General features: G+C 29.8%; 20 protein-coding genes and 2 pseudogenes. 9 read left to right on the top strand and 13 right to left on the bottom strand.

Features of this window, described 5'->3' with window-relative positions; all coding sequences use genetic code 11:
* Together BMW96_RS12490 and BMW96_RS12485 are read left to right on the top strand one after the other, a co-directional pair.
* Positions 1 to 880: pseudogene (locus BMW96_RS12490) on the top strand (FIVAR domain-containing protein); the annotation flags it as partial.
* 445 nt (positions 881 to 1,325) lie between these two features.
* A complete protein-coding gene (locus BMW96_RS12485; RefSeq protein WP_092356562.1) occupies positions 1,326 to 2,015 on the top strand; it encodes a hypothetical protein in 690 nt (229 codons plus the stop codon).
* A gap of 86 nt (positions 2,016 to 2,101) precedes the next feature.
* On the opposite strand, the gene BMW96_RS12480 is transcribed toward BMW96_RS12485, so the two are convergent.
* The 12 genes from BMW96_RS12480 to BMW96_RS12425 are packed head-to-tail and all read right to left on the bottom strand — an operon-like array spanning position 2,102 to position 11,627.
* The gene (locus tag BMW96_RS12480; RefSeq protein WP_092356559.1) at positions 2,102 to 2,824 is read right to left on the bottom strand and encodes an ABC transporter permease; all 723 of its coding nucleotides are present in this window, start codon (positions 2,822 to 2,824) and stop codon (positions 2,102 to 2,104) included.
* On the bottom strand, positions 2,821 to 3,705 hold the full coding sequence (locus BMW96_RS12475; protein WP_092356556.1) for a hypothetical protein: 885 nt from the start codon (positions 3,703 to 3,705) through the stop codon (positions 2,821 to 2,823). The genes BMW96_RS12480 and BMW96_RS12475 overlap by 4 nt, the downstream gene beginning before the upstream one ends.
* An 18-nt stretch (positions 3,706 to 3,723) precedes the next feature.
* A complete protein-coding gene (locus BMW96_RS12470) occupies positions 3,724 to 5,472 on the bottom strand; it encodes an NADH-dependent [FeFe] hydrogenase, group A6 (RefSeq protein ID WP_092356553.1) in 1,749 nt (582 codons plus the stop codon).
* Positions 5,473 to 5,481: 9 nt separating this feature from the next.
* Positions 5,482 to 7,281, bottom strand: coding sequence for an NADH-quinone oxidoreductase subunit NuoF (locus BMW96_RS12465; protein ID WP_092356550.1), 1,800 nt, complete (start codon positions 7,279 to 7,281; stop codon positions 5,482 to 5,484).
* A gap of 11 nt (positions 7,282 to 7,292) precedes the next feature.
* Positions 7,293 to 7,661, bottom strand: a complete 369-nt coding sequence (locus tag BMW96_RS12460; protein WP_092356546.1) for a (2Fe-2S) ferredoxin domain-containing protein — start codon at positions 7,659 to 7,661, stop codon at positions 7,293 to 7,295.
* Positions 7,658 to 8,191 (bottom strand): ATP-binding protein, encoded by a 534-nt coding sequence (locus BMW96_RS12455; RefSeq protein WP_092356543.1) that lies wholly within the window; start codon positions 8,189 to 8,191, stop codon positions 7,658 to 7,660. The genes BMW96_RS12460 and BMW96_RS12455 overlap by 4 nt, the downstream gene beginning before the upstream one ends.
* A gap of 2 nt (positions 8,192 to 8,193) precedes the next feature.
* Positions 8,194 to 8,895: a PHP domain-containing protein gene (locus tag BMW96_RS12450; protein ID WP_092356540.1), complete on the bottom strand. Its 702-nt coding sequence runs from the start codon at positions 8,893 to 8,895 to the stop codon at positions 8,194 to 8,196.
* A 1-nt stretch (position 8,896) separates the two neighbouring features.
* Positions 8,897 to 9,223: a hypothetical protein gene (locus BMW96_RS12445; protein ID WP_092356537.1), complete on the bottom strand. Its 327-nt coding sequence runs from the start codon at positions 9,221 to 9,223 to the stop codon at positions 8,897 to 8,899.
* 4 nt (positions 9,224 to 9,227) lie between these two features.
* Complete coding sequence (locus tag BMW96_RS12440) at positions 9,228 to 10,388, bottom strand: [Fe-Fe] hydrogenase large subunit C-terminal domain-containing protein (protein ID WP_092356534.1); 1,161 nt, start codon at positions 10,386 to 10,388, stop codon at positions 9,228 to 9,230.
* A complete protein-coding gene (locus BMW96_RS12435; RefSeq protein ID WP_092356531.1) occupies positions 10,388 to 10,792 on the bottom strand; it encodes an ATP-binding protein in 405 nt (134 codons plus the stop codon). The genes BMW96_RS12440 and BMW96_RS12435 overlap by 1 nt, the downstream gene beginning before the upstream one ends.
* Positions 10,789 to 11,142: a hypothetical protein gene (locus BMW96_RS12430; protein ID WP_092356528.1), complete on the bottom strand. Its 354-nt coding sequence runs from the start codon at positions 11,140 to 11,142 to the stop codon at positions 10,789 to 10,791. The genes BMW96_RS12435 and BMW96_RS12430 overlap by 4 nt, the downstream gene beginning before the upstream one ends.
* Entirely contained in the window at positions 11,136 to 11,627 is a 492-nt protein-coding gene (locus BMW96_RS12425; protein ID WP_092356525.1) for an NADH-quinone oxidoreductase subunit NuoE family protein, read from the bottom strand. The genes BMW96_RS12430 and BMW96_RS12425 overlap by 7 nt, the downstream gene beginning before the upstream one ends.
* Positions 11,628 to 11,818: 191 nt before the next feature.
* Here BMW96_RS12425 and BMW96_RS12420 point away from each other — a divergent pair, with 191 nt between their 5' ends.
* The 4 genes from BMW96_RS12420 to BMW96_RS12405 all read left to right on the top strand — a co-directional run bounded on the left by BMW96_RS12420 (position 11,819) and on the right by BMW96_RS12405 (position 15,777).
* The gene (locus BMW96_RS12420) at positions 11,819 to 12,748 is read left to right on the top strand and encodes a LysR family transcriptional regulator (RefSeq protein WP_092356522.1); all 930 of its coding nucleotides are present in this window, start codon (positions 11,819 to 11,821) and stop codon (positions 12,746 to 12,748) included.
* Between the two features lie 91 nt (positions 12,749 to 12,839).
* Positions 12,840 to 14,057, top strand: coding sequence for an iron-containing alcohol dehydrogenase (locus BMW96_RS12415; protein WP_092356519.1), 1,218 nt, complete (start codon positions 12,840 to 12,842; stop codon positions 14,055 to 14,057).
* Positions 14,058 to 14,149: 92 nt separating this feature from the next.
* Entirely contained in the window at positions 14,150 to 14,677 is a 528-nt protein-coding gene (locus BMW96_RS12410) for a histidine phosphatase family protein (protein WP_092356516.1), read from the top strand.
* Positions 14,678 to 14,952: 275 nt separating this feature from the next.
* On the top strand, positions 14,953 to 15,777 hold the full coding sequence (locus BMW96_RS12405) for an undecaprenyl-diphosphate phosphatase (RefSeq protein ID WP_092356513.1): 825 nt from the start codon (positions 14,953 to 14,955) through the stop codon (positions 15,775 to 15,777).
* Between the two features lie 377 nt (positions 15,778 to 16,154).
* On the opposite strand, the gene BMW96_RS12400 is transcribed toward BMW96_RS12405, so the two are convergent.
* Positions 16,155 to 16,478 (bottom strand): helix-turn-helix domain-containing protein, encoded by a 324-nt coding sequence (locus tag BMW96_RS12400; RefSeq protein ID WP_092356510.1) that lies wholly within the window; start codon positions 16,476 to 16,478, stop codon positions 16,155 to 16,157.
* 168 nt (positions 16,479 to 16,646) lie between these two features.
* Between BMW96_RS12400 and BMW96_RS14255 the strand changes: the two genes are divergently transcribed.
* The 3 genes and pseudogenes from BMW96_RS14255 to BMW96_RS12385 all read left to right on the top strand — a co-directional run.
* Positions 16,647 to 17,288, top strand: coding sequence for a group II intron maturase-specific domain-containing protein (locus BMW96_RS14255; protein ID WP_157796137.1), 642 nt, complete (start codon positions 16,647 to 16,649; stop codon positions 17,286 to 17,288).
* A 439-nt stretch (positions 17,289 to 17,727) separates the two neighbouring features.
* Positions 17,728 to 18,135, top strand: a pseudogene (locus BMW96_RS12390) (hypothetical protein); the annotation flags it as partial.
* A 99-nt stretch (positions 18,136 to 18,234) separates the two neighbouring features.
* The coding region (locus BMW96_RS12385) for a transposase (protein WP_218139426.1) at positions 18,235 to 18,519 on the top strand (285 nt) is incomplete at its 3' end.

The raw sequence follows: 18,519 nt of genomic DNA, 5'->3' as shown, positions 1-18,519 counted from the left end.
TGCTGAATTTAGAGCAGCTCATAATTATGCTAAAGAAGTTTTAAATGATTCTTTGGCAAGTCAGGAAACAATTGATCTTGCTTTCACACGTTTAGCAAATGCAATGCATATGTTAGAGTTCTATAAAGGGGATAAAACAGAATTACAGGCATTAGTTACTAGAGTAGAAAAATTAGAAGAAGGTAACTATACATCAGAATCTTGGGCTCCATTTAAAGAAGCATTAGATGCAGCAGTAGCAGTTATTGGGGATGATAATGCATTAGAACCAGATGTAGAATTAGCGTATAAGAATTTAAGTGAAGCATTTGCAAACTTAAAATTAGCAGCAGATAAGACAAGACTACGAAACTTTGTTAATCAAGTAAAAGACTTGGAAGAAAGTAAATATATAGAAAGTACATGGGAAGGATTTGAAAGTGTACTAAATGCAGCTCAGGAAGTATTAGCAAATGAAAAGGCAACACAGGAAGAAGTAGATAATGCATACAATGATTTAATTAGAGCATATATAGATTTAAGATTGTTACCAAACAAGGATGCATTAAAAGATTTAATTAACAAAGCAAACATGTTAAGTAAAGCAAGCTATAGTGAAGCATCATGGTTAAATATGGAAAATGCATTAGAAGTAGCAAATACAGTTTTAAATAATCCAGAAGCAAGCGAAGAACAAGTAAAGGCAGCAGTGGAAGGATTACAAGCAAGTATTGAAAAATTAGAAGTAAAAACAGTAGAAAGTACACCAGTAAAACCAGGTGATACAACTACAAAAGGAAATGCAATTAAAACTGGAGATGAAAGTTTAATTGGAGTTTTTGCAGGTTTAGGTATTTTAAGTATTTTAGGAATAAAAGTATATAGAAAAAAACAAAGTTAAGATTTCTATGATAAACTAAATCTAAAATATCTCAGGTATATATTTTTTAGAATGATAAATGGCTTAGGGAATATTAATTTTGAAATTTTGTCTAAAAGTCATTGTCAAATATTAAATTATGAGTAACCACATAGAGAATTATTTAATGTGGTTACTTTTTATAATGTTATCAAATATTAATGAATTTATTATATTTTATTTTTAAATATAATCTGAAAACAACTTTTTAAGTATATTTAATTTGATGGGGTTTATAGATTTAAAAGCTTATTTTTGAATCTTGTTTAGATTAATAGCAATTGCTATGTATAAGTAATTTGATTATTTTGCTGATGTATTCAATTTTATGAAATAAAAAATATAAAATTTTAAAAATAAATAATTTGAATTTATATGTTTTATTATTATATTGATGATAAAATGATAATATGTGGAGGATAGATCTATGAATAGAAGTGAAATGAGAGAAATTGATCAGCATACAATTGCTGATTGGCCAATAGAAATACATAATCTTAGTGAGATTCCAGAAGAATATCAAAGGGAGATATTAATATCTCTAAATAATAATATTTTAGATTATGTCCTTATTTTCGCTCCTTCGTGTCGTATGGTTAAAGAATCATTTGACTATTTATTTGCATACGGTAAAGATGAAGTAGTATATTTTAAAAAGGAGTTTGGTACAATTAAACATACAGTTATAAAACGAATTAATATTTTTAAAATTATTACAAGAAAAGAACTTTTAGATGCTGAAATTATCATAGAATCAAAAGATGGTATGATAGTATTTCCATATGTTCCCTCATCGTATTATTTATATGATCCATTTTTGAATTGGTTAATGGGTTTAAAAGTGGATTTTTTACCACATATAGCTGAGCAAAAAAATCCTCGCCCTAAAAAACTTTATTATGATAGTTTAACTATGTATAATTATTCATTAGCAGCATATCGTTTAGGCAATGGCTTTCAAAAATATAGTTATAAAGTTGAAAAACGTCGTAAAAAATGGATTCCTTGGAAGAGTAGTCTTGAAGAATGGTTAGATATTATAATGGATAGGGGGATATTTCACTTACATAGTCTAGAGTACTTAACAGAATGTATTTATGAATTTTCTAATATATAAATGTAATAATCTTATATTAATAATATGTTTTTTATTGTTTTTAAAATAATTATCTAAATAATAAAGCCAGGATATAAAGTATTATGTTACTTTATCCTGGCTTTTATTATTAAATTAGTTAAATAATTAATTGCATTAATTATTATAATCATCCAAATAGTCCAAGCAAAGATGCTAACCATATCAATTTGAACCCTTGCTAAATATAGCTGTTTGCCTATTCCAAAACTAGATGATACAAATATTTCTGCCATAACACCGACCTTAAGACTAAGTGGTAAGCATGTTTCTATTGCTGAGATAATATAACCCTTAATTAAAGGAATATAAACATGAATTAAATTAAAGCTAAAAGAATGATGATAAAGATTAATTACATCTTTTAACTCAGGTTGAATATTTTTTATACCATTTACAGCATTATTATAAAATACAGGTATTAACATTAATAATACTATTATTATTAATGCTGTTAAACTTTTAAACCATACAAGTAGTATTAAAATATAGGCAATCTGAGGAATTGTTTGTAATAAAGAGATGATAGAGGATAAATAATCATTTACTTTTTTATTTAGACCACTAAAGATACCTAAAATCGTACCTAGGATTAATGCAATAACAAAACTAATAATGACTCTTATAATAGTTGAAAAAATTGCTAAATAAAAATCTTTCTGTAAAACTAAATCAAGCATCTTATTAAGGACAACTAGAGGTAATGGCAAGATTACCTCTTTATTAATTAGTAAAGAGAAACCTTGCCATATCCCTAAAATACATATTAAAGTAAATATTTTTCGTTTCATGAAGCTAACATACTTTTATCAAAATCAATATTAAATAATTTTAGGAAGTCCTTAATTTGCTTAGAACATTTACTAGCATCCTGGTAATGAATATTTTGACGATCAATTGATTTTGTAGTTATTTCAATACTTGGCAAACTTAATTTGTTAATTCCAATTTTTTCAAGATATTCTTTTAAACCTTCATAACCATTATTTGTAAAATCATCAATTGATTCGAATAAATCTTTGTAATCTTTACCATCTTTTATAAATATTGCAGCTTGTGGATACCCATTTTGATCATAAGATTTTTGTAAGTCAGCAATAATTGATAGTTCTAAATTATTTTGTTTAGCTTTAGCAATTGTTGCACTAGCTAACGGTTCTGCAAGCATACCGACTTTTACATTCCCAGATAATAACTGTTGTTGTACTAATGTTGCAGATTGATAATATTTAGGAGTTAATGAAGTATTTATTTTAACTGTATCAACAATTTTTTGTGGAACAGCACCTTCTCCAAATAAAGCAAGCTCTCCTGTTTCTTTTAAATCATTATCACTAGTACCAACATAATATAGATTACCCCAAGTGATAATGCCTTTAATTTTATAATCACTTTGTTTGTTTTGGATTAATTTAGCACCTAAATTAATTGGTGCGACAATGATATCATAATCACTGTTGTTCTTAGATAATTCTGCAATTAGTTGATCACTGCCATCGACAAAGTCAATTTTACCAGTTTTATTAATATTTTCATATTCGCTAACAAAGCTAAGAGCTGGTGCACCAACAGGACATAATATATTTATATTTGTTGAAGAAGTATTACTATTGCATCCAACTAACATTAAAAGCATTAGAAGACAAAATAAATATTTAATAAATCTCTTCATAAACTCTCTCCAAATAACTTATTTATAACGTTCCTTTTTTGAATAATGAGTGTGTAATAGATGATGAGCTTTTTCACTGTTTGGTTCACCTAAGAAGTTAGCATATAATTTTTGAATTTGTGAATTTTTATGAGATTTTCTAACTGGCTGAGCTAAATCTTCATCATATAATGCTTTAGCACGTGCTTGTTTCCAATCAAATCCACTGTTACGTGTTAAGGCGTTGATATAAGATTGACCACCACCATTGACACAACCACCTGGGCAACCCATAATTTCAATGAAATGATATTTAGAAGTACCGTTTTTAATATCTTCTAATAATGGTTTTGCTAGAGTCATGCTATGAGCAACGGCAACATTAACAGTTAAATCACCAACTTTAAGACTAGCTTCTTTAACTCCTTCTTCACCACGAACAGCATGATAATCTAAAGTAGATAAATCTTCATTTGTTAAAACATCACATACAGTTCTTAAAGCGGCTTCCATAACACCACCACTAGCTCCAAAAATAACACCAGCTCCAGTGTATTCACCAAACATATCTTGATCAAAATCTTCATCTTTTAAGTCACGGAAATTAATACCAAACATTTTGATTAATTTTCCTAATTCTCTTGTAGTTAAAACAGCATCAACATCTTTTAAACCATCAGTTAAATTTTCTTCACGTTCTTTTTCACCTTTTTTAGCTACACAAGGCATAACTGAGACAACATAGATATCTTTAGGATCAATATTGTTAGTTTTAGCATAATATGATTTTATCATTGCACCTAGCATCATATGAGGTGATTTACAACTAGATAGATGATCTAATAATTCAGGATATTCATGTTCAATATAATTTACCCATCCTGGACTGCATGAAGTGATCATTGGTAAAACACCATTATTTTGAACACGACTAATAAATTCATATCCTTCTTCCATGATTGTTAAATCGGCACCAAAATTAGTATCATATACCTTATCAAAGCCCACTAATTTTAATGCGTGAACCATTTTACCAGTAACTCTTGTACCAATTGGCATACCAAATTCTTCACCTAAACTTGCTCTAACAGCAGGAGCAGTTTGAACGATCACATGTTTAGTAGGATCGTTTAAAGCAATGATTACATCATGAACTTCTTCTTTTTCATGTAAAGCCCCAACTGGACAAACATTAATACATTGACCACATTGTATACAGTTTACATCATTTAAACTTTTATCATATACAGGACCTACTTTAGTTTTAAATCCACGATTCATAAATCCAAGAATTCCTATACCTTGATGTTTGGCACAAGTTTCAACACAACGTCCACATAATACACATTTTGAAGTGTTTCGTACAATTCCAGGTGATACTTCATCAAAAGTTGGAGTATTTTTTTCTCCAGCAAAAGCATCTTCACGAACCCCTAGTTCTTGACATAATCTTTGTAGTTCACAGTTAGTATTGCGAATACAAGATAAACAATCTTTAGAGTGATTAGAAACGATTAATTCTACTACACGTCTTCTAGCATCTAAAGCTCTTTGAGAGTTAGTTTTTACTACTAATCCTTCTCTAACTGGATAAACACAAGCAGCACATAATGTTCTAGCTCCTTCAACTTCAACTTGACATACTCGACAAGCTCCTGTACCAGTTACATCTTTTAAATAACATAAAGTAGGGATATGGATTCCGTTATTTTTGGCTGCTTCTAAGATTGTTTGCCCTTCATAAGCCTCTACTTCACGGTTATTAATCGTCATTTTTATTTTTGACATTCCTTACACCTACTTTCTTTCAATTACTTTAAAGTGACAAGCTTTTATACATTGACCACATTTAATACATTTTTCTTGATCAATAACATATGGAACTTTTCCAAGTTCACCATGAATAGCCCCAACAGGACATTGTTTTGCACAAAGACCACATTTACGGCATTTTTCTTCATCAATTACATATTGTAATAATTCTTTACAAACACCAGCTGGACATTTTTTATCAACAATATGAGCAATATATTCATCTCTAAATTGATTGATAGTTGAAAGAACAGGATTTGGTGCTGTTTGACCAAGACCACATAAAGCAGTATCTTGAATTGTTGAAGCTAATAGTTCAAGCTCATCAAGAGTTTCCATTGTTCCTTTACCATCACAGATTTGTTCAAGTAATTCTAACATTCTCTTTGTACCAACACGACAAGGAGTACATTTACCACATGATTCATCAACAATGAAATCCATATAGAAACGAGCTACGTCAACCATACAGTTATCTTCATCTAATACGATCATTCCTCCAGATCCCATCATTGAACCTAATTTAACTAATTCATCAAAACCGATAGGTGTGTCTAACTGTTCTTCAGTCAAACATCCTCCTGATGGACCACCAGTTTGAACAGCTTTAAAACGTTTATTATTAGGGCAACCGCCACCAATTTCATAAATTACTTCACGTAAAGTTGTTCCCATTGGAACCTCAACTAATCCAGTATTAACTATTTTACCACCTAAAGCAAATACCTTTGTTCCAGGAGAAGTTTCAGTACCAATTGATTTAAACCAGTCAGCACCATGTTGAATAATCTGTGCAATATTTGCATAAGTTTCAACATTGTTAATAATAGTAGGTTTACCCCAAACACCTTTGTGAGCAGGGAATGGTGGTTTAGGATTAGGCATACCACGCTCACCTTCAATTGATTTAATTAAAGCAGTTTCTTCACCACAAACAAACGCTCCAGCTCCTAAACGAATTTCAAGTTCAAAATCAAATCCGCTATCAAAGATATTTTTACCTAATAAGCCTAATTCACGTGCTTGTTTTAAAGCTGTTTTTAAACGATCAACAGCAATTGGATATTCAGCACGAATATAAATATAACCATGATTAGCTCCAATTGCATATCCTGCAATAGCCATGGCTTCAATAACACTATGAGGATTTCCTTCAAGAATAGAACGATCCATAAATGCTCCTGGATCTCCCTCATCAGCATTACAGATAACATATTTTTCTTTACCAGGTTCATTTAAAGCAAATTGCCATTTAACACCAGTAGGGAAACCACCACCACCACGGCCACGTAATCCACTGGCTTTTATTACATCAACAACTTCTTGAGGAGTCATTTCTTGTAATGCTTTTGCTAAAGCAAAATAACCATCTTTACCAATATATTCATTAATATTCTCTGGATCAATTACTCCACAATTATGAAGAGCAATTCTTTTTTGTTTATTATAAAACTTAGTATCGTTAATATCATGAATTTCTTTAGTTTCTTCATCAGATTCATTTAACATTAAGCGATGAACAGGACGTCCTTTATAGAAATGTTCCATAACGATTTCTTTAACGTCTTCAGGTTTTACTGATTTATAAATAATGTTATCTGGATAAATAGAAATATTTGGGCCAACCCCACATAATCCTAAACATCCAGTTCTTAAAACTTCAACTTCATTTTCAAGCCCAAGAGCTTTTATTTCTTTTTCAAATTCTGTAATTAGTTCACCTGAATTACCAATTGTACAACCAGTCCCGGCACAAACTAATACTTGGGTTCTTTTTGCTGGCATCTTACAACCTCCTATTTCTTATAATGTCCGACCGTATATTCGTCGATAATTTCATCATTTTTTAGATGTCGATCAGCTATTTCTTTCGCTTTTTTTGCATCAACTAATACATAAGTAGTTTTGTTATCATCACGGTCAAACACTTCCACGATTGGCTCTAGTGTACACATTCCAATACAGCCAGTTTGTAATACAGTAGCTGGCAAGTCTTTATTAGCCACTTCTTCTACTAATGCATTTAAAACAGGTCTAGCTCCAGCAGCTATTCCACAAGTTGCCATTCCGACAACAACACGATATTTTTGTTTATCATCACTACGCATTGCCATATTGTTTTTGGCAGCATCACGTATTTTCATTAAATCTTCTAAGGATTTCATTTGTGTAATCCCTCCTTTATATAGTTTTTCAACCAGATAATAATCTCTGGTAGATTGATAGCAACACCATCAAGAATTTGTTTAATCTCTTTGGTATCTAAAATAAATTCAAAATCATCATTTGTATATTTAAATAAATAATCAATTTTATCATTTGCTTGAATCAAGGTAACTATTGTATCTATAAGATTACCCATTGGTGGTGTATCAATGTGATTTTTAACAAATTCACCTGTAACAACAGTTCCTTTACCAATTATTGATTCAATAGAAAATTTTCCACCTGTAGCTTCAATATTTTCTTTAAACATTGGAATTCCTAAGCCAACTTTTCGAGTAGTTCTTGTGGTATAGAAAGGATTAATTACTTTTTTTACTGTTTCTTGATCCATTCCTGTACCATTATCAATAATTTCAATTTTAATGATATTGACTTTACTACTATCATAAATAATTATTTTAATCAAATCAGCTTTAGCTTTAATGGAATTATAGGCAATATCAAGAATATTCATTGCAATTTCCTGCATTGTTATTTCCTCCATAATTGATAAAATTTATCTTTATCAATTTGATTAATAGGTTCATTTATTGATTCCAAATTATGAGCATCACTATTAAAGAAAACATAATCATCTCTAAGATGTAAACATAGTTCTTTTAGCTCTTTTAACTCTTTAACGCTTGTGACTTCAATGCCATCATAATTTAAATCTATTGGGATATCATGATAAACCTCAAAAATCCCATATTTTTTTGCCATAACATGAGCTAATATAGCAACACCATTAAATTTATGAATATTGTCAACAATTTCATAAACATCTAGATCTAAAGAACTAATTAGTAAATTATTCTCAGTCTCAATAATTTCATCATTAGCATTAAAGATATGTTGATTTCCGTAATAATCTGGCTGATTATCAACTTTAGTTAAATGTTTATCAATCCATTTTTGAATAGTATCTAAATCAGTATTTTTACGAAAATATGCAAGAATATGAATTTCTTCTTTACTTTGTAATTCTACACCATGAATGTAATCAATTTTTCCTTTTAAAATATCATGATTAATTATTTCTTCTAAATAAAACTGTTGTTTTAATGAATTATGGTCAGTAATCGCAATCAATTCAAGTCCTTTAATATAGGCCATATTAAAAATATTATTTATTGTCATTGTATCATCGCCACATGGTGACAGTGCTGAATGAATATGCAAATCATAATACATTTTATAGACCTATTGAAACTAAATCTTTAATAACCATAAAAGCGTCTTTTTTACTAATGAATAAAGGTATTTCAAGTTCTGTAGCTTTAGTAATCGTGTCATCATCAGGGTAGCTATCTTGAACAAATAGGATTCCTGCAAAATCATTTAACTGTGCTACAGCAATAACATTTATATGTTTTTGTACAGTAAGCCATAAAGAATCTTCTTTACCATTAGCCATAACAAAACTTAATAAATCACCAACATAAACACTTTTAATTTTATTTGTTAAAGGAACATCATTAACTTGTTTTATATCTAACTTTAAAATTTCATTTATTTCCATTAACTCACCTTCTTTTAACACGACATAAAGAAGCATCTACCTCACCACTAGCAATTCTTGAAGCCAAACCACGACAGTTTGCAAAACCACAGCTTCCACAATCAAATTGAGGTAAAGTTTCAAGAATAGCATTAACTTTATTAAACCATGCAAGACGTTCTTTAAAATTCTGTTCATTACTATTTATAGTATGGATTTTTTGATATTCGGTTTTATCAAGTACAGCAGTGTCTTTTTGACACTCGCTTAACATACTTTTAATATTGAAACATCCTTCAAATGGATTTGACCAAAGATAATAACCACCAATACATCCTTGAAAACAATTAAATAGAGCTATTAGATCGACATGTTTTAACTGATCAAATTCAATTAAATCTAAAGCCTTTTTAATTTGTGGTAAACCTTCAACACTAATGACTGATAAATCTCTATTACCATAAAGATCACTAACAATGCTTTTAACACCATACTTATTCATTTCAATATTTTCCTGTTGATCATCTTTAAGTTTGTTAATTTGAGGAAACATTTGTGAAATACTAAAAGCATAATCAATATTTGATTCGTTGTTATCAAATGGTTCTTTAGCTAAAGTTAATTTACCAACACATTCACATAAAGAATATATTCCAATATTTTTATCTTTATATTTAGCTTTTAATTTCTTTGCTGCAATTTCTACAGGATAATCATATGGTAATAAATGATCAATCAGTGTTGGATAATCATTTTTAATTAATTTATTGATTGTTGGACAAAAGGAAGTAAGCATAACTTTATGTTTACCAACACTATCTCTTAAAGCTTGCTTATATAATGTTCCTTCAATATCACTGTATTGTACAACTTCATCAAAACCAAATTTTTTAATTGCATGAGCAATATTTTTAATTTCTTCATAAGTTTTTAAATCTGATAAAATTGCAGTTGAAATTAAAGCAATGTTATAATCATGTTTTTTTAAAGCTTTTTGTAAATCTACATGCTTAACTCTTAATACTTTCTGGTCACATGCTTGGATACAGATATCACAATTAATACATTTATCTTTATCGATAATTACTTGTTCATTGACAATTGAAATAGCATCTGTAGGACATGACTTAACACATTTTATACATTTTTTGCAGCTATTACCTAAATAACTAATTACTGGTTTCATTAAAATGTCATCTTTATATGTGTTCCTTCATTTGAGGAAGTTATTTCAAATGAAGAAGCAACACTTTTCATATTGTATAATCCCATCCCAGCTCCAAATCCTAATTCTCTAGCTTTAGGAGAAGCTGTAGAATAACCTGGAGTTAGTGCTAATTCAAGATTTTCAATTCCAGGACCAATGTCATCAAAAGCCAAGTGAACTATACCTTCATCATCAATTTCAAATGTAACAGTTCCTCCATTTGAATGAATTGCTATATTTATTTCAGCTTCATAACAAGCGATTGCTACTGCTTTTAAAATCTTTCGATCTATTCCCAAAGCTTTTAAAGTTCTTTTAATATCGCTAGAAGCTTTCCCAGCATCTTGGTAATTATCTTTTTCTACTTGATAAGTTTTAATCATCGTCGCATTCCCGCTTTATATAATTTTCCACATGCCTCAAACATTGTTTCATCAGTTTGAAAAAGGTTAATATGCAAATTTTTAGCCATATCAACAATTGACATATCTAAAGGTTTACCTCTTACAAAAAGAATGGTTTCAATATCTAAAACTTCAGCAGTACGTAATGACTGTACGTTTGCAAGACCAGTTATAAATAAAATATCTTCTGTTTCATTTTTTAATAACGCTAAGGCATCTGACATTAAATCACTAGAAAAACCTTTATCATAATTTTTGTTGTATATATTTTGGTCATCAATATAAATTTCTCTAGCCTTTAATATATCAACAACTTCTTTAACTAACATGGGGCTTCTTCTTTCAAGTAATCTAGAACTAGCATTTTTAGATCTTCTAATTGCTTAGTACATCCAAAGACTATTCCATCGACACTAACTACAGGAGCAAGTCCACATGCACCTACGCAACGTGTTGCATCAATTGAAAATAATCCATCAGGACTAGTTGAGTTTACTTCGCATCCTGTCATTTCACAAAGTAAATCTAGAATAGTTTGGGAACCATTGACATAACAAGCTGTACCTAAGCATACAGAGATAACGTGTTTACCTTTAGGTTCAGTTGTAAATTGAGAATAGAAAGTTACAACACCATATACCTTTGATACTGGTACATTAATAGCAGCTGCAATTTTTTCCATTGCTTCAAAAGGAATATAGCCAAGCTTTTCTTGGATTTCATGAAGCATTAACTTCATTGGACCCATTTCATCTTTATGTTTTGCAACAATCTCGTCAATTATATCCAAATACTCTTGTTTCAACTTTTTCATTTTTACACCTCTTTCTTTTTATCGTTTGTTATAATTATAACATGTTTTGTAAACGCTTTAAATACTATAATTACAAAAGTCCCATATATTTGACAGTTATAGCTATAGATAAAAAAATATATATTTAGAATATTCGAACACAACTTATTGTTTATATGTTAAAATACAGGCATAAGGAGATGGGTGGTAAGATGAATTTATTACATTTAAAATACGTAATTGAGGTTGCTAAAGCTGGTTCTATTAGTAAAGCAGCTAGTAATCTTTATATGAATCAGCCTCATTTAAGTAAAACAATTAAAGATTTAGAAGAAAATATGCAAATAATCATCTTTGAAAGAACTTCAAAAGGAGTTATTCCAACTAAAAAGGGAGCTGAATTTATTGAACGTGCTAAAAGTATAATTATGCAAGTAGATGAAATGGAAGCCATGTATCATGGGTATGATGATAAGTCGGTTCATTTAGATATATGCGTGCCACGAGCAAGTTATGTTGCTAATGCATTTACTAATTATTTATCAATGATTAATTTTCGAGATAAAAATATTAGAGTGAATTATCGAGAAACTAATTCTTTTGATACGATTAAAGAAGTATATGAAGGCGATGCAAATATAGGAATTATTCGTTTTTTTGAAAATGAAGAGAACTGTTTTATTAATTTATTAGAAACTAAAGAACTTGAATATGAAAAAATTTATAAGTTTACTTTTAAATTACTAGTTTCTAATGAAAATCCTTTAGTATATAAAGATAAGATAAGTTTAAATGATTTGGTTGAACAAATAGAAATTACACATGGGGATATTTCTTTGCCAGCATTACCGCTAGTTTCTACAAATCGTAATGATGAAACTAGACAGGCAAAAAAAGAAATAACGATCTATGAGCGGGGAATTCAGTTTGAATTACTTAATTGTTTACCACATACTTATATGTGGGTTTCTCCAATTCCTCAAAATATTTTAGATAGATATAATTTAAAAACTATAACTTGTTATGATAATAAAATGATTTGTTATGATCTATTAATTAAACGTAAAGGGTATCGATTATCTAAAGAGGATCAAGGGTTTATTAAGGAAGTAAAACGGTGTTTAAGAGAAAATAATATTTAGGTATACAAAAAAGGGAATAGCGTTATTCCTTTTTTGTCTCTTCGAAGTTAGATTTGTAAGCGCTATAATAACATTATGGAGGTGTTTATTAGTGCAAAGATTTACATTACCTAGAGATCTTTATCATGGAAAAGGTTCTTTAGAAGCTCTAAAAACGTTTGAAGGTAAAAAGGCCATAGTTTGTGTTGGTGGCGGAAGCATGAAAAGAAATGGTTTTTTAGATCGTGCTGTTGATTACTTGAAAGAAGCAGGGATGGAAGTAGAATTATTTGAAGGTATTGAACCTGATCCTTCAGTAGAGACTGTAATGAAAGGTGCTGCCGTAATGGAAGAATTTCAACCAGATTGGATTATTGCTATTGGTGGTGGTTCACCAATTGATGCGGCAAAAGCAATGTGGATTAAATATGAATATCCAGAAATTACTTTTGAAGAAATGTGTAAAGTGTTTGGGATTCCTAAACTACGCAAAAAAGCTCGTTTTTGTGCCATACCATCAACTAGTGGAACTGCTACTGAAGTAACAGCATTTTCAATTATTACAGATTATGATAAAGGGGTTAAATATCCAATTGCAGATTTTGAAATTACTCCTGATGTAGCAATTGTAGATCCTGACTTGGCAGAAACGATGCCAGTTAAATTAGTAGCACATACTGGAATGGATGCAATGACTCATGCGATTGAAGCTTATGTATCAACTGCAAATTGCAATTATACTGATCCATTAGCAATTCATGCAATTGAAATGATACAAGAAAACTTGGTTAAATCATATCATGGTGATATGACTTGTCGTGGTGATATGCATGATGCTCAATGTTTGGCAGGACAAGCTTTCTCTAATGCTTTATTAGGAATAGTGCATTCAATGGCTCATAAAACTGGGGCAGCTTTTGTCGATCAAGGTGGTCATATCATTCATGGTGCTGCTAATGCAATGTATTTGCCTAAAGTTATCGCATTTAATGCTAAAGATGAAACAGCTAAAAAACGTTATGGTGTAATAGCTGATTACATGCATTTAGGTGGAAGCAGTGATGATGAAAAAGTTGAATTATTGATTGCTTATTTACGTAAAATGAATGATGATTTAAATATTCCTCATTCAATCAATCATTATGGTGCAGATGGTTTACCAGCCAAAACAGGTTTTGTACCAGAAGATGTTTTCTTAAAAAGAGTTGAAAATATTGCCACACTAGCAATAGAAGATGCTTGTACAGGATCTAATCCACGGATTCCAACTCAAGAAGAAATGGTTAAATTATTAAAAGCCTGCTATTATGATAGCGAAGTAGATTTTTAAAAACTTTTTAGCTTTGAAAGACAAGGAAGCAAGGGCCTTGTCTTTTTATGTGCTTGTGTTAAAATGCATATAGTAGAAATGGAGGGTAAATAATGAGTTTATATGTAACTAGACATGGGGAAACAGATTATAATGTTAAGGATTTAGTGTGTGGTATTAGTGAAGCTAAATTGACAGAAAAAGGGATTGAACAAGCAAATAGATTAGCTCATAGTTTACAAAAAATTAATTATAAATATTTATATGTTTCGCCTTTGCAAAGAGCAATTGATACTGCGCAATATGCTGATATTCATAATTTAAACTTTATTGTTGAGCCTCGCTTAAAAGAAATAAATTTTGGTAAGTATGAAGGAGCTCATCGAAAATGTAAAGAATTTTTGTTTAATAAAAATAATTTAGCATATCGTTATCCAGGTGGTGAATCATTTATCGAGTTATGTAAACGAGTTTATGGGTTTTTAGATGAAATCAAGGAACAGGCAACTAATGATGATGTATTATTAGTTTGTCATGGTGCTGTTTGTCGGGCTATTCATAGTTATTTCAATGATATGACTAACGAAGAAATATTTTACTTTCAGACAGATAACTGTGAATTATTAAAATATGAGTATTGATTTAGTGAATTTATTATAAGATTAAAATTAGGCAGGGGAATATATTTAAGAGTATTAAGAGGGGTATGGTTATTATTACAATGTCATTAAAATGATAACTATAAGTATTTTTGCATATTCAAAATGAATTAAATATTACTGTCTAATTAAATTAACAAAAATTAAAATGGCGATTAGTAGATATACTTTATGTATTTAATTAATTTTAAGAATTTAGATAATGATTTTTATCATTGTTAGTGCTATAATGCATAAGTATAATTGTGGAGGAAAATATGAATATTATTGAGTTAATCAAAGTAATAATTTTAGGTGTGGTCGAGGGTATTACTGAATGGCTGCCAATTAGTAGCACTGGACATATGATTTTAGTTGATGAGTTTATAAAGTTAGATGTTAGTGCTGAGTTTTTAGAAATGTTTTTAGTGGTAATTCAATTAGGTGCTATTCTTGCAGTTGTAGTTTTATATTGGCAAAAATTAATCCCATTTGATTATAAGAATAATTGGAAAATTAAAAAAGATACTTTTTCAATGTGGTTTAAAATAGTTGTCGCTTGTATTCCAGCAGCAATAGTCGGACTATTGTTTGATGATCAGTTAAATGAATTGTTTTATAATCCTCTAACTGTTGCAATTGCTTTAATTGTGTTTGGGATTCTATTCATTTTTATTGAAAACTATAATAAAGGAAAAAGATCTAAAATTACTTCATTAAATGAAATTACTTATAATACAGCATTAATAATTGGAATTTTTCAATTAATTGCAGCAATTTTTCCTGGTACTTCACGATCTGGAGCCACTATTGTTGGAGCATTATTGATTGGTGTTAGTCGTACAGTGGCTGCTGAATTTACTTTCTTTTTAGCAATCCCAGTAATGTTTGGAGCAAGTTTATTAAAATTGATTAAATTTGGTTTGGCTTTTACCACTAATGAGTTTATTTTATTAATAATTGGAATGTTAGTAGCCTTTCTAATAAGTATGCTGACTATTAAATTTTTAATGAGTTATATTAAAAAGCATGATTTTAAGGTGTTTGGGTGGTATCGAATTGTTTTAGGAATTATTGTTTTAGTTTATTTTATGATATTTTAAACGGAGCTATATTATAATTAATAATGTTAAGATGATTACATTTTATTATGTAATCACTTTTTTTATTTCAAATAAAAACTAAATTTATTATTATCTTTTTAAATGTTCTTATTATGTATCTAATAGCCTTATTTTACAAGCTATTCAGTTTTTTTTATATATAATGAATATTTATATTTCTTTGTAAAATTTCTTATATTTTGTGGTAAATATTTATGCTGTTTAGAAAACTTTGGAAGAAGCTTAAAGATTATAACATCGGTTATATAAACATAAAAAGCAGTGAAGATCATGTTTTATCATTGACCTCACTACTTTTTTATAATGAAATTCTTGTATACAACATTTCTTTTAATTTATTAAGATATGCAATTATATCATGGTAAATGATTAGTAATCGAATCTAAAAATATTAACAGTGCTTTTCTTTGCTTTGAATTTAGTTTACTCCATTCTTGTGTTAGTAATTGGAAATCATCATGTTTTTCATTATCTAATGGTTGTGTATCTTCATAAAAAAATTCACTCATTGAAATATCTAATCCTTTACATAAGCATTCCAACGTATAAATAGAGGGATTGTTATATTTCCGAAACATCGAATTGATAGTACTTTGTGGGACACCTGAAAGTTTTGCTAATTTATATTCTGAAATATCCTTACTTTGCATAATAGTCTTAAGCCTTTTTAATACGTCCATGATGATATTCTCCTTTATTTGCTTATTACTTTTATTTTATAACGTTTTTTTATTGTAAACATAACGAAAAAACGTATAATATAACGTATAAGCGTTATATAGGTAGGATGAACATAAATAACAAAGTATATACAATAAATTTAAAAATTAAGGGAAAGGACAACAAAGATGAAAAATAACAAGAAAAAATCAGAATTTATTATATTGTTAATTGTATGGGGCTTAATGATTTGCAGATGTTCTATGAGTGGAACTGAAACAATAAAACATATCGTTATTGACATCAATAATTCTGAATACTTATCTAAGTATGAATTGGAGGTATATGATACTGAAATCTCTCAACGAAAAATGGATAAAAATAATAAAAGTGACTCTATGGTCACATGGATTCAATCTAAAAATGATATTATGGGGTATAGTATGGGATTTGAATTAAATTATATATTGTATGAAGAAGGTTGGCTGCTTGATAGTATCAAGCCAATTGAAAAAGATAAATGGCAATATTTTGCAACTGAAACAACAAGTGTAGAAGAAGTAAATGAAGTGATTAGAGGGGGAGTAAACTACTATGCAATTGCAGATATGAAAAAGGCAATGAATGTAATAGATATGCATCTCCGAACTAGATTAAGGAGCATTTTAAAATGGAAAGTACCAAGAGGTAGATATCAATGGTTAAGGAAACTTGGAGCCAATCATGATTTAGCAATGCAAATGTCATATATGGAAGAACATTATCAATTCACAGTTACTAAAACATATTTTGTAAGAGCTATATTAAAAGAAAGACAAATCCATAAGTAATAAGTTAACTGTTTAGACTATCATTCATTAAGACATAAATTGAAATTTAATTAAATCGTTGTATACAGAACTGTACGTATAGTGGGGTGAGGGGAGAAAATTAAAAAATGCTTCCTACTTGATTATTTTCCATAAATTAATTTTTTTAAAATAAAAACTTACTAAATAGTTGATTATCCGCTAAAACACAGTATCTATCAGCATTTTCAAGAAAACAAACACATCAATTTACTACTAATTTACTACCAATGAATGAGCCTTGATACGCTGGTTTTCCTAGATATGCAAAGATATGGTACGGCACATCAGTATTGAAGCAAGAAAAAAATTGAATATTTCATAGACTATGGAACGCCTAAAATGACGTTCCTTTTCTATTTCCAGCCGTTCTTATTGAACGGCTATTTTATTACCCAAAATGAAAGGAGCATTTAGAATTATGAAAAAGATATTGAAACGATTGTGTACGGGCGTACTTGCCTTTGCGACTGTCGTTACTGCTTTACCGACTACACTTGTTCATGCAGAAAGTAAGCAATACTGGACGGAAAGTGAAGAACGTGTTGGTATCGTTGAAAAGGTAATGAATGACGGTTCGATTGGTTCTACCTTTAACGAGGGGCATTTGACCGTTGAAGGCGAGGACGCTTACTGTATTGACATTAACACAGATTTTAAGAACGGCTATAAGACCAGAGCTGACGCAAGCTCCCGTATGAGTGCCGACCAGATAAGTGATGTTGCTTTATCTATCGAATATGTGAAGCAATACACCGCCAGCCACAATGGGATAAGCAACAATCACGCCTACCTTTTAAGACAGCTTGTTGTCTGGCAAAGATTGAGTGGTGCTAGAATAAAAACTGTACCAGGCAAATGGAAGAATTAGCAGTCATGTGGTACAATGTCATGAGTTGATTATAAGAAATGAAAGAGGTATATGATTATGAGTAAACCAACATTTACAGATGAATTTAAACAGGGAGTTGTTGACTATGTATTAGATCATCCTAATGAATCTAAAGTAGCTGTTTCTAAAAAGTTTGGTGTTGCTGACAGCACTGTTCATAAGTGGCTTAAGGAAGCTAAAAATAATAACGGTACAATTAATTCTAGAGGCAGTGGTAATTATTCAAGTGATGAGGCTAAGGAAATTGCCAGACTAAAAAAGGAACTTAAGGATACAAAGGATGCTTTAGATGTCCTAAAAAAGGCTATTGGCATACTGGGG

The organism is Thomasclavelia cocleata, assembly GCF_900102365.1.
Classification (GTDB): domain Bacteria; phylum Bacillota_I; class Bacilli_A; order Erysipelotrichales; family Coprobacillaceae; genus Thomasclavelia; species Thomasclavelia cocleata.
This window is presented reverse-complemented; position numbering and strand designations above follow the sequence as displayed.

Bases quoted from the DNA above. Each gene is read 5' to 3' on its own strand.
- BMW96_RS12485 (WP_092356562.1), top strand. From the start codon at position 1,326: ATGAATAGAAGTGAAATGAGAGAAATTGATCAGCATACAATTGCTGAT.
- BMW96_RS12480 (WP_092356559.1), bottom strand. From the start codon at position 2,824: ATGAAACGAAAAATATTTACTTTAATATGTATTTTAGGGATATGGCAA.
- BMW96_RS12475 (WP_092356556.1), bottom strand. From the start codon at position 3,705: ATGAAGAGATTTATTAAATATTTATTTTGTCTTCTAATGCTTTTAATG.
- BMW96_RS12470 (WP_092356553.1), bottom strand. From the start codon at position 5,472: ATGTCAAAAATAAAAATGACGATTAATAACCGTGAAGTAGAGGCTTAT.
- BMW96_RS12465 (WP_092356550.1), bottom strand. From the start codon at position 7,281: ATGCCAGCAAAAAGAACCCAAGTATTAGTTTGTGCCGGGACTGGTTGT.
- BMW96_RS12460 (WP_092356546.1), bottom strand. From the start codon at position 7,661: ATGAAATCCTTAGAAGATTTAATGAAAATACGTGATGCTGCCAAAAAC.
- BMW96_RS12455 (WP_092356543.1), bottom strand. From the start codon at position 8,191: ATGCAGGAAATTGCAATGAATATTCTTGATATTGCCTATAATTCCATT.
- BMW96_RS12450 (WP_092356540.1), bottom strand. From the start codon at position 8,895: ATGTATTATGATTTGCATATTCATTCAGCACTGTCACCATGTGGCGAT.
- BMW96_RS12445 (WP_092356537.1), bottom strand. From the start codon at position 9,223: ATGGAAATAAATGAAATTTTAAAGTTAGATATAAAACAAGTTAATGAT.
- BMW96_RS12440 (WP_092356534.1), bottom strand. From the start codon at position 10,388: ATGAAACCAGTAATTAGTTATTTAGGTAATAGCTGCAAAAAATGTATA.
- BMW96_RS12435 (WP_092356531.1), bottom strand. From the start codon at position 10,792: ATGATTAAAACTTATCAAGTAGAAAAAGATAATTACCAAGATGCTGGG.
- BMW96_RS12430 (WP_092356528.1), bottom strand. From the start codon at position 11,142: ATGTTAGTTAAAGAAGTTGTTGATATATTAAAGGCTAGAGAAATTTAT.
- BMW96_RS12425 (WP_092356525.1), bottom strand. From the start codon at position 11,627: ATGAAAAAGTTGAAACAAGAGTATTTGGATATAATTGACGAGATTGTT.
- BMW96_RS12420 (WP_092356522.1), top strand. From the start codon at position 11,819: ATGAATTTATTACATTTAAAATACGTAATTGAGGTTGCTAAAGCTGGT.
- BMW96_RS12410 (WP_092356516.1), top strand. From the start codon at position 14,150: ATGAGTTTATATGTAACTAGACATGGGGAAACAGATTATAATGTTAAG.
- BMW96_RS12405 (WP_092356513.1), top strand. From the start codon at position 14,953: ATGAATATTATTGAGTTAATCAAAGTAATAATTTTAGGTGTGGTCGAG.
- BMW96_RS12400 (WP_092356510.1), bottom strand. From the start codon at position 16,478: ATGGACGTATTAAAAAGGCTTAAGACTATTATGCAAAGTAAGGATATT.
- BMW96_RS14255 (WP_157796137.1), top strand. From the start codon at position 16,647: ATGAAAAATAACAAGAAAAAATCAGAATTTATTATATTGTTAATTGTA.